This window comes from Microbulbifer hydrolyticus, from assembly GCF_009931115.1.
GTDB lineage: Bacteria > Pseudomonadota > Gammaproteobacteria > Pseudomonadales > Cellvibrionaceae > Microbulbifer > Microbulbifer hydrolyticus.
In genome coordinates, this window is sequence record NZ_CP047491.1 from 3,943,744 (window position 1) to 3,959,451 (window position 15,708).

Below are 15,708 nucleotides of genomic sequence, written 5' to 3' on the forward strand. Positions count from 1 at the left end.
CTTTCGCGCACATCTAGCGAGATATATCAGAAATGGCGCTCACTCTAGCACAAGTGGCTGCCTGCAAGGATATCGAAAGGACAACAAGAGGAGGAAGGAAAAGGGAAACGGAAAAAGAAAGTCAGCCAGCAAAGCGCGAATCAAGTTTCCACGCTGGAGAGTAACCGGTCCGACACCATGGTCGACGCCTGCCTGGGCGAGCAGTCGTCAGTATCACAGACAAGGTCGGCAACCTCGCTGTAAAAGGGCTCTCGCTGGAGGAGTATTTCCCGCAACTTGGCCTTGGGGTCCGCCACCTGCAACAGTGGGCGGTTATTGTTTTTTGACGTGCGCTCCACCAGCTGATCCAGACTTGCACGCAGATACACCACAAACCCGTGCGCCTTTAGCAGCGCACGGTTTTCCGGCATCAGCACAATCCCGCCCCCAGTAGCGACTACTTGAGGCTCACCGGTGCAGAGATCTTTCAGCACCTCACTTTCACGTCGGCGAAATCCCGCCTCTCCTTCGACATCAAAGATCCAGGGAATATCGGCACCGGTACGGTCTTCGAGGACTTTATCCGAATCGGCAAAAGGCAGCCCGAGCTGGGCTGCCAGTAATTTGCCGATTGTGGACTTGCCGGCCCCCATGGGACCGACAAGGAAGATGGGCTGAGTAATCACTTGCTGAAGGACAAAAACTCGTCTTGCATGATGCGCGGCGTGATGAAAATCAGCAGCTCGCGCTTGTCTTCCTGCTTGGTGGTGGTCTTGAACAGGTGACCGAGGAACGGAATATCACCAAGCACCGGCACCTTCACTTCGCCCTCAATGGCCTGAGCTTCGAAGATGCCGCCCAGTACGATAGTTTCACCGTTGGAAACGAGAACTTTCGTCTGCAGCGAGTTCACGTTGATCGCCGGAATTTGCGCACCGGTAATCACGTTGGTGAAGAGCTCACCGACGCTATTCTGGTCGATGTTCAGGCTCATGATGATGTTGTCATCCGGTGTGATCTGGGGGGTCACATTCAGCAACAGTACCGCTTCCTTGAAGGTCACCGAAGCGGCGCCGGAGGAGGTGGCTTCCAGATAGGGAATTTCCACACCCGAGCGGATGCTCGCCTCCTGCTTGTCTCCAGTCACAACTTTCGGCTGGGAAACAATCTCTGCCTTACCCACATCTTCCAGCGCGGAAAGTTCGAGGCCCAACAGGAAATCTTCTTTCAGAATCGCATAGGCGACACTGCCGGCCGGATTACCGACCCCTAGATCAACCAGCATTGGGTCATGCAAAGTTGTCGGCGCGGACAAATCCGGGCCATTGCCGTTACCGTCGGATATACCCGGAAGCTGAGAGCCAGAGCCGATACCAATGGAATCGTCACTCATATTGTGATCTTCCAGATAGCTCCAGCGCACACCCAGGCTCTTCTCGAAGTCGGTGTTCGCGGTCACAATGCGGGCCTCGATCATCACCTGACGGATCGGGATATCGATCGCGTTAATCAGATCGCGAAACTGGACGATCTTGTCTTCGGTATCGGTCAGGATGATGGTGTTGGTGCGCTCATCCACAATGGCACTACCGCGCGCTGACAGAATGCTGCGGCTATCCTGATCCTCGCGACCTCCAGCAAAATTACCGCGACCACCGCCCTGGCCACCGCCCTGCTGTCCGGCAAACAGGGAGAACAGTTCACGCGCATCGGCGTAGCGAATCTGGATATATTCGGTGCGCAGCGGGGCCAGCTCCTCCAGCTGCTTGCGGGTTTCCAGTTCGCGACGCTCGCGCTCGGCGATCTCAGCCGCCGGCGCGACCATGATCACGTTGCCTTCTTGACGCTTGTCCAGACCCTTGGCCTTAAGAATCAGCTCGAGCGCCTGATCCCAGGGCACACCGTCAAGACGCAGGGTAATGCGACCCTGGACGGTATCACTGGCCACCAGATTGAGATCGGTGAAATCCGCGATCAGCTGAAGTACCGAGCGTACTTCGATGTCCTGGAAGTTCAGGGACAGCTTTTCACCGGTAAACTGGAACTCTTTCTGCTTTTCACGCACTTGCGCGACAGTCAGCGGCTTCACACTCAGCACGTATTCGGTATCCGCCTGATACGCCAGATAGTCGTACTCTCCGTCGTGAGGATCTACTGAGATGACGGTGTTACGGCCATCGTAGTCGACGCTGATGCTGTTTACTGGAGTGGCAAAGTCGGTGACATCAAGGCGCTGACGCAGTTCAGGCGGCAGCTCGGCACCCAGGAAAGTCAGGACAATTTTTCCACGGGTACGTTCTACATCGATATTTACCGCCGGGTCCGTAAGGCTGACAATGACCTTGCCCTCGCCGCTTTCGCCACGACGAAAATCCACATTGTTGATTGCCACATTGCCGGCCGGCTTGAACTGCGCACTTCCACCAATATTGGTGCTGCTGTGCATTGGGGCCGCAGCGACCGCGGCAGTGGTGGCCGTATCGGCGCCCACCTCCAGAACCACCTGGTTACCCACGCGCTCGCTGGTATAAACCGGCAGCTCGTCAAGGTTCAGAATGAGACGGGTGCGGTCGTCGCTGGAAACGATCACAGCACTGCGAGCAGCACCGATGTCCAGTGAGTACTTCTTCTCGGGAAGAACACTCTCGACGCCAGCAAAGTCCATAACAATACGAGCGGGCTGTTCGATGGTGTAACCGGTGGGCTCCGGCGGCACGTCACTGAAGGTGAGGCGCAGCTGAAGTCGGCTACCCGGCAATTCAGAAAACTGAATATCGTTCAACTGGCTGGCCAGGGTTGGCGCCGCCAACGGCAGTAACAGCAGGCCCATTAGCAGCGCTTTGGCGCGCGGCAGTATAATGGCGACCCGCGCCAATACTCTGGCGAGTTGCTTGGTGATCATTTTTAGTTGTCCTTATCTTCCAAAGTCAGAGCCCGCGGCCGCTCAATCCAGCCACCGGTGCCGTCCGGCACAATTTCCAGTACATCGATCTGAGCCGATGAGGCGTTGACTACACGCCCGTGGTTCTTGCCCATGTAATTGCCAATAGTGATGCGGTGAATCCCCCCGTCACCGTCATTCACCAGCGCCCACAGCTGTCCGCCGCGGGATAAAGTGCCCACCATGGAAAGGGCATCAAAGGGGTAGCGCTCCAGCAGTTCTCGCTGCCGGTTCTGGTCCGGAGCCACGTCGAGCCTGCGACCGACCAGCCGCTGGTCCGCCTCCAGTACCGGGCGGACAAACGGGCTGCGCAGTGCCGCAGCACTGTATACGTAGGGGCTGTAAGGCGTAAAAGTGGGGATAGGCTCAATCTGGCCCCTGGGCTTGTGCTTTACCGCTGCCATCTTCTGGCGCAGGTCACTGTTGCTGCCATCCAGGCTACAACCAGCCAGCGCCAGCAGTGCCGCGGTCAGAGCGAAGTATTTTTTCATCCTTCCTCTCCCTGATCCTTGTAGCGATAGGTTTTCGCATTCACCACCATGTTCAGCAGGGCTTTGCCATCTTTGCGGGTCTCGATTTCGAAATTGTGCAAAGTAACGATACGCGGCATACCGGCGATTCCGCTGATAAAGGCACCAAATTCGTGATAGCCACCCTGTACCTCGATGCGGATGGGGAGCTCTACATAGAACTCACCGACCTGCTCACCTTCAAGGGCAATCTTCTGGATCGTCAGACCGCTGCCGCGACCGAACTCATCAATATCTTCAAGCAGACCAGGAACCTCGGTGTCTTTCGGCAGCTGCTTCAGCAACGCACCAAAGGTCTCCTCCATCTCCGCGAGCTGGTCGCGATAGGCGTCGAGGTTGGCCGCCTCGAAGGATTTGCGCTCGAACTGGGTAAACAGTTCCCGCTCCTTGTTGGCCGCAAACTCGAGCTGGCTGTAGCGATCCTTGATCATGAAGAAATAGCCGCCGCCGACCAGCGCTGCTGCGATTACTATCAGCAGCACTACCCGCCCAGCCAGAGGCCAGACGCCGACGCGGGAAAAATCGATATCATTGATATCCAGCTGATTGAGCTGTTTGAGAGTATCTTCAAGCGCCACGGTTACGCTCCACTGTTGGCGCCGTCAGCGCTTTGATCATCTTCTTCTTTTTTGCGACTGCTGACTCTGACCGTCATCTCGAACGCACTGGCCTGCTCGCCAAACTCCGGCTTCGCAGTCACCCCGGTGAGGTTCGGGGATTCGTACCATTCAGACTGATCCAGGCTGCGCATAAACGAGGAAACGCGATTGTTTGATTCGGCCACACCGGAAATCTTCAGCGTCTTGCCGCTGCGCTTCAGGTTGGTTAGCCACAGCCCTTCCGGCGCCGCACGCACCATATCGTCGAAATAACGCACCGACAGCGGGCGGTTGCCCTGCAGCTCCTGAATAACCCGCATGCGGTCAATCAGCTCCTGGCGACGCTTCTTGAGATTCTTGATCTCGCGCACCTGCTTGTTGAGCGCGGTAATTTCGGTATTAAGTAGCTGATTGCGCTCGTTCTGATTGGCAATCTGGGCGTCAACCGTCTTCATCCACATAAACACGGAGACACAAGCCGCAATCACCACCAGCCCCGCAACCTGCTGGAACTCTTTCTGTTTCTGCGCCCGGTACTCCTGGCGCCAGGGTAAAAGGTTAATCTTTGCCATGTCTTAGAACTCCCGCTCGCGCATCGCGAGGCCGGCGGCAATCATCAGCGAGGGTGCCTCACTGGCCAGCGCCTGGCGATTTACACGGGATGCAACACTCATATCCCGGAAAGGATTGGCCACCATGGTGGGCTTATTCAGCTTCTGACCCACCAGCTCGGCAAGGCCGTCCATGGCGGCGACGCCGCCGCCAAGAAGGATGTAATCCACATCGCTGTAGGAGGTGGAAGAGTAGAAAAACTGCAGGGAACGCGTTACCTGCTGCACGACCGCGTCGCGGAAGGGCTCCAGCACCTCGGGGTAGTAGTCATCCGGCAGGCCACTGCCGCCCTGGCGCTTGGCCAGAGTCGCCTCTTCCGAGGACAGACCATAACGGCGCTGAATCTCATCGGTCAGCTGGCGCCCACCGAACAACTGCTCGCGGGTGTAAACCGTGCGACCATCTACCATTACCGACAGCGCGCTCATGGTCGCTCCGATGTCGATAACGGCCACCACCAGCTGCTCCTGGGCAGGGAACTGGTTATCCATCAGTGTGTAGGCGCGCTCGATGGCGTAGGCTTCCACATCCACCACCCCCGGCTGCAAGTCCGCCTCGCCCAGCGCAGAAACACGCTGCTCAACGTTCTCGCTGCGACAGGCAGCCAGCAAAACCTCGACCTGACCCTCACCCTTTTCCGAGGGGCCCTGCACTTCAAAGTCCAGGTTCACCTCATCGAGCGGGTACGGAATGTACTGATCCGCCTCCAGCGCGATCTGGGCTTCCAGCGCGTCGTCGGAGAGATCGGCGGGCATGTCCAGCGTCTTGGTTATGACCGCTGAACCGGATACAGCCACTGCAGCCTGACGCAGGCGCGTCTTGGAACGCCGCACCACCTTGCGTATAGCCTCGGCGATGGCGCTTACATCATTGATATTTTTATCCACTACCGCATTCGGAGGCAGAGACTCGGTTGCATAGCTTTCCACGCGGTATTTGTCGCCACTGCGACTCAGTTCGAGCAACTTTACCGAGGTGGAGCTAATATCGAGCCCAAGCATTGCTTTCGGGCCCTTATTGAGAAAAGGGAGCATCCCCATTTTTCTTATCTTTTCCGTGGGTTATGGAAGTTTGATGGTATAGCACTTTAAATTACCGCCGCAACCGCCTTTTGCATAGGTAACAGCGCACATTCTTCGTATAATTGTCGAACAGTGCCGATAAATTGATCAAGACGTACATAGAAGCATTTACATGACCGATAAAGCCCGCAACCGCCTGTTTTCCCTGCTGTGGCTGATTCTGGCCGGGGCCGCCGCTGGCGCCATGGCGTTTTCCAGCATCTATCTCTATCTGAAGCCCGGACTGCCGTCGGTCGAGAGCCTGCGCGATATCCGCCTGCAGACCCCGCTGCGCATCTATTCCCGCGACATGAAACTGATTGGTGAGTTCGGCGAGAAGCGTCGCAGCCCCATCACCATCGAGCAGACCCCGGAGATGTTCATCAAGGCGATCCTCGCCGCGGAGGACGATAGCTTCTACTCCCACAGCGGGGTTTCCATCAAGGGCCTGATGCGCGCGGCACGGCAGCTGGTCGCGAGCGGCTCCATCCAGTCCGGGGGCAGCACCCTGACCATGCAGGTAGCCCGCAACTTCTTCCTCAGCCGGGAACAGCGCTTTGTCCGCAAATTCAACGAGATCCTGCTGTCGCTGCAAATCGAGCAGGAACTCAGCAAAGACGAAATTCTCGCCCTGTACATCAACAAAATCTTCCTTGGCAACCGCGCATACGGCTTCCAGGCAGCCGCGCACGTCTACTACGGGGAGGACATCAACGAGCTGAACCTGGCTCAGTGGGCGATGATGGCCGGTTTGCCGAAGGCACCATCCACCTACAACCCCATCGCCAACCCCTCGCGAGCACTGGTGCGCCGTAACTGGATCCTGAAGCGCATGCTGGATCTCGGGTATATTGACCAGGATCAGTACAAGAACTCCATTACCGCTCCGGTCACCGCCCGCTATCACGGCCGCGACCTGGACCTGGATGCACCCTACGTCGCGGAAATGGCGCGCAAGGAGGCCGTGGACCTGTTCGGCGATGCCGCCTATACCGATGGCTACCAGGTCATCACCACGGTCGACAGCCGCCTCCAGGACGCCGCACGCAAGGCCCTGCAAAATGGCCTCGAAACCTACGATGGGCGGCATGGCTACCGCGGGCCCGAGCAGCGCCTGGATGCGGAGCTTCTGGCTGATAATGACCAGCTGGTCGACCTACTCAAGGAGATCCCGGTCCTCGGAGGCCTCGAACCGGCGGTGGTCACAACCGTCGCTGAAAAAAGCCTGAGCGTGCAATTACGCGACCGTCGCGTGATCGAGATTCCCTGGGAACACGGGCTCAGCACTATCCGCCCGTACATTTCCGAAAATGCCCGCGGCGCCCGCCTGACCTCGGCCGAGGAGATGTTCGCACCCGGCGATGTTATTCGCCTGCGCCGGGTCGTCATCTCGGCGGAAGAGGTGGCCCGCGAGCAGCGCGAGGAACAGGGGCAGGTCGTGGAATCAGCCGCGGAAGCACTCGCGGACACGGATATCACTGACGATCCATTTGCCACCCCCGAAGGACTCGAGAAGCAGGCGCAGGAGGAACTGCCCCAGGCCCGCGAGGAATGGCACCTGACACAGATCCCGGAGGCCCAGGGTGCACTGGTCTCGCTGGAGCCGGAAGACGGCGCTATCCGGGCCCTGGTGGGCGGCTATGACTTCCACCAGAGCCACTTCAACCGGGTAACCCAGGCCGCACGTCAGCCCGGCTCCAGCTTCAAGCCATTTATCTATTCCGCTGCGCTGGAAAATGGTTATACCGCTGCATCCATCATCAATGATGCTCCGATCATCTTCGAGCAGACCAACCTGGAGGATGTGTGGCGTCCGGAAAATGACGGCGGCACCTTCCTGGGTCCGACCCGCCTGCGCAAGGCCCTCTATTTGTCCCGCAACATGGTGTCCATTCGCCTGCTGCAGGCACTGGGGCTGGATCGGGCACTGACCTTCGCCGAGGGCTTCGGCTTCGAGCGCAGTAAACTCGCAAGAAACCTTTCCATTGCGCTGGGTAGCTCTGCGCTTACTCCCCTGGAGATGGTGCGTGGCTATGCCGCCTTCGCCAACGGCGGTTTCCGGGTGGAGCCCTACCTACTCGATCAGGTGCTGGATGTACACGGCGACACCGTATACCAGGCATTGCCACTTACGGTCTGCCACGACTGCCCGGCAACCGGCGAGGATCAGGTCCCGGGGGCCGAACCGATTGATCTGCAGGCGGTACAGCAACAAGCCGCACTTGAACCGGAAGAAGACGAGCCGCTGGAGCTGCGTACCCTGCCGGTTGCACCGCTCCACGCGGATGAGCAGGCGCGCCCGCGCGCGCCCCGTGCCATGGCCGCGGAGACCGCTTACATCATGGACTCCATGCTGAAAGACGTGATCAAGCGCGGTACCGGGCGCAAGGCCCTGGTCATGAAGCGCGGCGATATCGCCGGCAAGACCGGTACCACCAACGGCCCGCGGGACGCATGGTTCTCCGGCTACAGTCCCTACCTCGCCACCAGCACCTGGGTCGGCTTTGACGACAACACACCCATCGGGCGCAATGAGTACGGCGGTTCCGCAGCCCTGCCCATATGGATCGAATTCATGTCCGCGGCGCTGGACGGGTTACCCGAACGCCACCTGCCGCAACCAGACGGTATCGTCACCACGCGCATAAACCCGCGCACCGGACTGCGCACTTCCCGCGGCGGGATCTTCGAAATCTTCCGCGCAGATCGCGTACCCGGCCGCGAGACTTACGGTAACTACCCGTCGATCTACTCCAACGACCGCCCCGATTCACCGGATAGCGGTAACGAGCGGGCCCAGGAGGCGCTGCCCGAGGAGCTTTTCTGATTCAGTATCGGGGTCACTTGAAAGCCATAAAAAAAGCCGCTCGTTGAGCGGCTTTTTTTATGGCAATAGAAAATGAAATCGATCAGCGGCGGCTGCGGTACTCCAGACAGGCCTCTTCCAGGGCCGAAAGATCGGGAATAACCGCGGCTTCACCGGAAAGCGCCACATGCATCAGTTCACCCATCGCGCATTCTCCCTCGCGGCCAGCAAGTTCTTCCGGGGTTACCCGCACCAACCTCGGCGTCCCCTGCAGCACGACCGCAAAAAACGGCAGATCACCCTCGCTGTTTCCGCTGCTCAGCACCGCAATCCGGCAGTTACTGCGCAGTGTCGGCATAGGGTTACCACGCATTACCTCAAACGAGACCAGAGGCAAGCGCAGCTCCCGCCAGTGCAGCTCACCCATGTACCAGTCCGGTGCGTCAAAGGCAGAAACAGGGCTTTGCAGCGCGATAATTTCGGACAGGGTCTCCACCGGAACCAATAACTGGCCATCCGCCAGTGGCAGCAGCAAACTGCTGACTTCCTGGGGCACTTCGGTGGTTGGCACTGTGCCTACGCCAGTTCCGCTCATGCTCTGATATCTCCAGCGCCCACCAGGGCTTCTATACGTTCGTTGGTCACGGTCATCCGGGCCACCAGCATCAGCTCTCAGCCTCCACACCGGTAAAGTCGTGGATGGCACTCAGCAGTACTTCTTCCTGATAGGGTTTGCCCAGGTAGTGGTTCACGCCGAGTGACAGTGCATGGTCGCGATGCTTCTTACCGGTACGGGAGGTGATCATGATGATCGGTATATCCCGCAAGCGGCTGCTCGAGCGGATATTCCGCGCCACCTCAAAGCCGTCCATACGCGGCATTTCGATATCCAGCAGCATCACATCCGGAATCACATCCTGTAGCTGGATGATGGCGTCCTGGCCGTCTTTGGCGGTAATTACACGGTAGCCTTCCCGTTCCAGGAAGCGCGTGGTTACCTTGCGCACGGTGACCGAGTCATCCACCACCATGACCAGCTTCTGAGTCACCGGCTCCTCGCGGCCGCTCGCCTCGGGCAGCTCCTGCAGCAGGGGTGCTTCCGGACGCGCCAGCAGGGCGGCGTGCTTACGCAACAGCGCGTGGGCATCGAGAATCACTACCACGGTTCCGTCACCGGTCACCGTTGCACCGGACACCCCCTGCACACTGGCAAACTGGGGACCAAGGCTTTTCACCACGATCTCTCGGCTGCCCATGATGGCGTCCACCTGCAGGGCCATGGCGGTGTTTTCCGTGCGCACCAGCAGCACCGGCATCTGCATGTCTTCCACGACCAGGCGCGGTTGCGCACTGGACTGCAGCAGACTGCCGAAATAGTTCACCTGATAAGGTTCGCCGGCGTATTCAAAGCGCGCCTCCGGGGTGCGATAGTAATGCTCCAGCTCAAACGGGCTCAGGCGCACGATACCTTCGATGGTGTTCAGCGGCAGGGCGAACAGGTCCTCCCCCACTTTCACCATGAGTGCGCGGTTCACGGATACGGTGAACGGCAGGCGCACGACAAATTCGGTGCCCTGGCCGGCCTGCGATCCAATGGTGACAGTGCCACCGATCTGCTTGATCTCGGCAGAAACCACGTCCATGCCGACGCCACGGCCAGAAATCTGGGTGACCTTGTCCGCAGTACTGAAACCCGCCTGCAGAATAAACTGCATGATTTCGTTGTTGGACAGCTCCGCGTCCGGACGCATCAGACCGCTTTCAATCGCCTTCTCGCGCACCCGCATCAGGTTGATACCAGCGCCATCGTCACTGATGGTGAGGACAACCTCACTGCCTTCCCGGGCCAGTGCCACGGAGATACGCCCACGCTCAGCCTTGCCCGATTCGCGACGCTTCTCCGGGGACTCGATACCGTGGTCCACCGCATTGCGGAGCATATGTTCCAGAGGCGCCACCATGCGCTCAAGCATGGAGCGGTCCAGCTCACCCTCCACGTTGGAGAACACCAGGTCCACCTGCTTGCCCAGCTCCGCGCTCACCTGACGCACGATCCGGCGCAGACGCGGTACCAGGCGGGAGAATGGCACCATGCGGCTTCGCATCAGGCCTTCCTGCAGTTCGGTATTTACCCGCGACTGCTGCAGCAAAAGGGTCTCGGTATCCCGGGCTTTATGGCCCAGGGTCTGGCGAAGCTCCAGAAGGTCCGACGTAGATTCCAGCAGTGAACGCGACAGCTGCTGGAAGGACGAGTATCGGTCCATTTCCAGCGGGTCAAAATCGACATCCTGCTCGGCCAGCTGTTCCTGACGGAACTGGATCTGGGCTTCGGTTTCCTTGTCCAGGCGGCGCAGCTGCTCATTGAGTCGCGACAGCGTGGAGTCCATCTCGTCCAGAGCCAGGCCGAATTCGCCAACCTGCTCTTCGAGTCGACCACGGGATATGGACGTCTCACCGGCGAGGTTTACCAGCTCCTCAAGCAGTTCCGAGGCGACCCGCACCATTTCCTGGGGCTGGTTGCGAGGCTGGCCGCCGTCGCGGTCACCGACATTTTTCGACTTCCGGATAAACGGCAAAACATTGCTTGAGGCAGCCGGCGCCTGGGGCTGCAACGCCATGCCTCTCTCGATGACTTCTACTTCAGGTGCCCGCTCTGTCGGCTCAGCCGCAGCATCCGGTTGGTCGGCGGCCGGCTCGTGCGCGGCGGCTGACGGCGGCAGGTCCTCCTCGGACTCCATACCGTAATCCACCGGGCTGGCATCGACGGCAACCTGCTCGTCTGCCCAGCTGGTTTCCAGCAGTGCGCAGAAAGCTTCCAGCTCTTCGCCACCCATCCAGGCGCGCACGGTTTCGACCCCCGCCGCCAGGCGGTCGTAGATGCCGTGGGCATCGGCAAAGAATTCGGCAGAGGGCGAGCTCCCGCTCTGCATATTTTCGATCACGGTTTCAAACCGGTGCGCAACTTCACCGAGGCCCATCAGAGCCGCCATGCGAGCACCACCTTTGAAGGTGTGCAGCATACGCTTGAGCGCCTCCGGTGACTCGCCGTCGTCTGGTGACTGCTCCCAGTTCTGGATCAACTCCTCGAGCTCATCAACCAGGTCGCTGGCTTCTTCGAGGAAAACCTCCACAACATCCGGGTCGATATCTGTCAACAATGCACGCTGCGCATCGGTGATACCGCCCGCGGACGCAACTTCGACAGCGGATTGAACTTCCGCCGTGTCGGCTGCGGGCGAAATATCGTCTGTCACACCAGCCAGCACTGCAGCGCTGCTTTCCACCTCAAGAGTACGGTCAGCCTCGGAGACACTTCCCGCTTCCGGGCTATCCTCCCCGGAGCGACTTGCCGTGGCCGTTTCGTCCACGGTGCGTGGTTCATCCGATGAGAAAGCGCCGGCGAGTTCGCCGACTTCCAAATCAAGGTCGATATCGAGACCGGCTGGATCGAGCGCTTCCACTTCGGGCACATTCTCGCCCGCGGATTCCGCGGAACCGTCCTCTGCGGACAGCTCGGCTTCAAGCCACTCGACGGTGAGCTCCGGCTCGGCGCTTTCGGCCGGTTCGACCGCGGCTCCCTCAGATATGCCTGCGGCAGTCTCGGCCGCGACCAGGTCGTCAAAGCTGAATGCTGTTTCATCAGCTTCGCTGTCGGTCTCTACGGTTACAGCCGCTGGGGTCGCGTCCTCACCAGAGAGCTCTTCCTCGGCAAAATTGTCATTGGCAAAATTGAATTCACTGCTGTCGATACCGTATTCTGAAAGATCGATATCTTCGTCGTCACCGCCGTCATCGCCCTGGGCCAGGTAGCGCAGGGCTTCGCCCACGGCTTCGCTCACCGGCGGCAGGTCGGTGGATGCGGCAACCGCATCGACCAGATCAAGCAACTCGTTGTGTCCCTGCTCCAGCGCAGCCCAGAGTGCCGGCTCCTCTTCCAGATGACCATCAATGACCTGGCGGTAAACCGCCAGTAACAGTTGCGACAACTCCTGCAACGTGGGCAGCTGCGCCTGGCCTGCAGCCTGCTGGAGCACATCCAGCTCTCCGGCGACCGGCAACAGAATCGACTTTTCGCCCGGATGCTGACGCCACTGGTTCAGCATCTCGTCCGCGTCGAGCAACACCTTCATACCGTCAGCCATAATGACGGCAAGCAGCTGCGGGTCGACCGATTTCGGCTCGTTCGCTTCGCGCTCACGGATCAAGTGTCCTACGGCACGCTCTTGCAGCTCGGCGACGCGTGCCAGGAATTGTTCACTGCGCTCAACATGCAACGGTTCGCCGCTGTAAATCTGATTCAGTACCGCCTGCACATAGCTGCGCGCATCGCTGATCAACTCAAAAATATCGCTGTCGATGGCGACCTGGTAGGTGCGCAGCTCCTTGGCAAACCGCTCTAGCGGTCCCATCAGCTCCGCCACCTGGGTGACTTCCGCCATGTGCGCGGAACCTTTCAGTGTATGCAGCGCGCGGTGCAGCGGATCAGACGGCACCCCGTACAGCGGTGCCGCGCGCTCCATTTCACCGAGGAACTCATCGACGGTCGCCAGGTGGGTTTCCGCCTCCTGGGCAAAGATTTCCCAGAGTTGTGCGTTATCGTCTACGTCAGCGCACGCCTGATCTTCGATCTGCTGCGGTGTTTGTTCAGCCGATGTTGCCGCATCTGTATTGGCTGACTGCAACAGTGCTTCCGGCACCTCGCCATGAGACAGCTGCTTCGCCCAACCTTCCAGCTCGGCGGTGCGCGCGGGGTCCGGGTCACCGGTGCGCGTGCGGAATCCTTCGACCATGGAGGGCAGTTTTGCCAGTACCTGCTCAATCAACAGTACATGACCGCGAACCGGGGTGACGGTTTCGTCAAGCACCCGGTTGAGCATATTTTCGACCGCCCAGGCCAGCTCGCCAACTTCCAGAGCTTCCACCATGCGGCCAGAGCCTTTCAGGGTGTGGAAACCGCGACGGAACTCCACCAGCGCTTCACGGTTATCGAAGTTCGAAGCCCATTGTGGAAAGTAGTGATCGATGGTTTCGAGGACTTCACCAGCTTCCTCGAGGAAAATTTCCACGATTTCATCGTCGATGATGCTGGTATCGTCGTCGTCTTCCATGGCCGGGGCCTGCGGCGCCGGCTCTGCTGAAGCTTCGGCGACGGGCTCCGGTGCAGAAACGCTATCCGTATCCGTGTCACCGGCAAACCAGCTCTGCTCGATCAGAGACGGTTCATCGGCCTCCGCCGCATCCTCAGCCGGCTCTTCGATAACCGCCTGTGACAAGCCTGCCAGCGGGTCTTCACTGGTCTCGGTAGCTTCAGTGGCACCGTCAGCGCCGACGTCGGTCAGGTCGAGGGTGTATTCAAAGCTGTCGAGAGCGCTCTGCTCCTGTTCGTCCGCGGCAGCGGCTTCGGGAGCATCCTGTTGTTTGGCCGGCGCATCCTCGAACGGTTGTGACCCGGGCTCGGCAACGACGCCATCCCCGTCCGCTACGGCGTAGCCGAGGGTGGCGACGCTGTCCTCAGCCAGGGCCAGCAGCATATCGGCATCCTCGATGCCGTCTGCGCGTCGCTCGAGATAATATTCAACGCTGGTCACCGCATCAGCGAGGGTGTCCAGAAGCTTCCAGTCGGGCTGGTCGCCGGCATTGATCAAACGCTCTTCAATGTAACTTTTGCACGCGCCAACAATTTCAGCGGCGCGCTGATAGCCCACCATGTCCAGGCCACCGCAGACTTCCTGCAGCCGCTTGGGAACCAGTGAAAGATGACCTGCATCCCAGTGGCTGGCGATGTACTCCACCACCGCCTCTTTGACGGTCTCAAGGCCGATGCGTGCCTCGCGCAATACTTGCGCAGTAGCCTCACCCATCAGCGGTGATTCACTGTCAATCTTCTTGTCACGCTCGGCCGCTGCGGCAAGGCCGGAATCCAGTTGCACCAGCTCCGAAGCCGCCTGCATCAACAGGTCATCCGGAGCCTGGACGCGCGACGCATCGCGCAGGTATTCATAAATACTGCGGGCACGGGTGCGCTGGTTTTCCAGCCCGAGTACGCCCAGGGTATCGGCTATACGTTTGGCCACGACCGCAGTGTCAGCCAGTGGCGGGCGCTCGCTGTTTGTGATGCTTGGGTCCAGCGCCTCGCGCACACTGGCGAGCTCTTCGCGCAGCGCGGCCACCGCGGTGCCCATGGCTTCCGGCCCCATCGCCAGGGCGTCTTCGGTATCCGGGCGCGGAGTCCCGGGTACGGCCCGGTCAAGGGAGAACTTTGTATACAACGCCTGTGTGCGCGGTCCATTGGGGCCGCATAGATAGACATAAAACAGCAGGTTGCGGCACAGGTCACGATCGGGGCCCAAATCCAGCACCCGCGCGCCCTGCCCCTGCAACAGGCGGAACTCCACATCGATTCGGCGTAACAACTGACGCAGAGCCGGTAATACGTTGACGCGGTGATCGGCAATACCTTCGAGCAGCCCGCGCAGGATTTCCCACAGGTGCTGGCGCTGGCTGCCGCTGTACAACAGCGACATTTTTTCGCTGACTTTATCCAGGTAGGCGAGACTTTCCCCGCTGTTCACATCGCGGATCAGCGAAGCGGCGGCAACGTGGTACATCTTGCGCAGCTTGACCACCAGCTCCTGTAACTTGGCCGAATTACCAAGTAGTGCCTGGCGGTTACCACTGGCTTGGCCCAAGGCGCTCAGGTCGGGAGCGAACAATGCGCCCTCGGTAATCAGGCGCTCGCGGCGCACGGCGCGCAGGTCGTTCAGCAGGGGAAGCAGTAATACCGGGTTATCGCGACGCTGGAAGGCAATTTTTTCCAGATATAGCGGTAATTCCAGCAGCGCACGCATCAGGAATTCGCGGGTTTCATCGCTGTTTTCGACTTCACCGCTGGCCAACGCCTGCACCAGCTGCTCCATCTCTTCGGCGAGCATGGCTGCGCCGGTCAGCTCCGCCATGTGCAAACTGCCGTGCACCTGGTGGATCAATTCAAGGCAGTTTTTCAGTAGCGCGGATGTGTCTGTGGTCGAACCCGCGGTGGAGGAATCCGAGGCAAAGGTCTCGAGTTGCTGGCGCGCCTGGGCCAACGTTTCGTTGATTTCGCCTATCAGCCAATCCAGGGCTACAAAATTGGGATTGTCGCGACTCACGCCAAGTCCTCGGTAATTCAGGTTGCTCGCTG

At 59.5% G+C, this 15,708-nt stretch carries 9 protein-coding genes; 1 reads left to right on the forward strand and 8 read right to left on the reverse strand.

The annotated features are described in order from the left end of the window. Positions 1 to 140: 140 nt before the first annotated feature. Genes aroK through GTQ55_RS16600 form a run of 6 tightly spaced genes read right to left on the reverse strand, consistent with a single transcriptional unit; the run spans position 141 to position 5,701 of the window. On the reverse strand, positions 141 to 662 hold the full coding sequence (gene aroK / locus GTQ55_RS16575) for a shikimate kinase AroK (protein WP_202620719.1): 522 nt from the start codon (positions 660 to 662) through the stop codon (positions 141 to 143). Then, positions 662 to 2,881: a type IV pilus secretin PilQ gene (locus tag GTQ55_RS16580; protein ID WP_161859728.1), complete on the reverse strand. Its 2,220-nt coding sequence runs from the start codon at positions 2,879 to 2,881 to the stop codon at positions 662 to 664. Before GTQ55_RS16580 ends, aroK begins: the two co-directional genes overlap by 1 nt. A gap of 2 nt (positions 2,882 to 2,883) precedes the next feature. Then, positions 2,884 to 3,411 (reverse strand): pilus assembly protein PilP, encoded by a 528-nt coding sequence (locus GTQ55_RS16585; RefSeq protein ID WP_161859729.1) that lies wholly within the window; start codon positions 3,409 to 3,411, stop codon positions 2,884 to 2,886. Further along, positions 3,408 to 4,028, reverse strand: coding sequence for a type IV pilus inner membrane component PilO (locus GTQ55_RS16590; protein ID WP_161859730.1), 621 nt, complete (start codon positions 4,026 to 4,028; stop codon positions 3,408 to 3,410). The genes GTQ55_RS16585 and GTQ55_RS16590 overlap by 4 nt, the downstream gene beginning before the upstream one ends. A gap of 2 nt (positions 4,029 to 4,030) precedes the next feature. Further along, a complete protein-coding gene (locus GTQ55_RS16595) occupies positions 4,031 to 4,621 on the reverse strand; it encodes a PilN domain-containing protein (protein WP_161859731.1) in 591 nt (196 codons plus the stop codon). Positions 4,622 to 4,624: 3 nt separating this feature from the next. After that, on the reverse strand, positions 4,625 to 5,701 hold the full coding sequence (locus tag GTQ55_RS16600; RefSeq protein ID WP_161859732.1) for a pilus assembly protein PilM: 1,077 nt from the start codon (positions 5,699 to 5,701) through the stop codon (positions 4,625 to 4,627). A gap of 154 nt (positions 5,702 to 5,855) precedes the next feature. On the opposite strand from GTQ55_RS16600, the gene GTQ55_RS16605 reads away from it, so the two are divergent. Then, entirely contained in the window at positions 5,856 to 8,549 is a 2,694-nt protein-coding gene (locus tag GTQ55_RS16605) for a penicillin-binding protein 1A (protein WP_161859733.1), read from the forward strand. A gap of 82 nt (positions 8,550 to 8,631) precedes the next feature. On the opposite strand, the gene GTQ55_RS16610 is transcribed toward GTQ55_RS16605, so the two are convergent. Together GTQ55_RS16610 and GTQ55_RS16615 are read right to left on the reverse strand one after the other, a co-directional pair. Further along, entirely contained in the window at positions 8,632 to 9,123 is a 492-nt protein-coding gene (locus GTQ55_RS16610; protein WP_161859734.1) for a chemotaxis protein CheW, read from the reverse strand. A gap of 70 nt (positions 9,124 to 9,193) precedes the next feature. Beyond that, the gene (locus GTQ55_RS16615) at positions 9,194 to 15,676 is read right to left on the reverse strand and encodes an Hpt domain-containing protein (protein WP_161860229.1); all 6,483 of its coding nucleotides are present in this window, start codon (positions 15,674 to 15,676) and stop codon (positions 9,194 to 9,196) included. Positions 15,677 to 15,708: the final 32 nt, after the last annotated feature.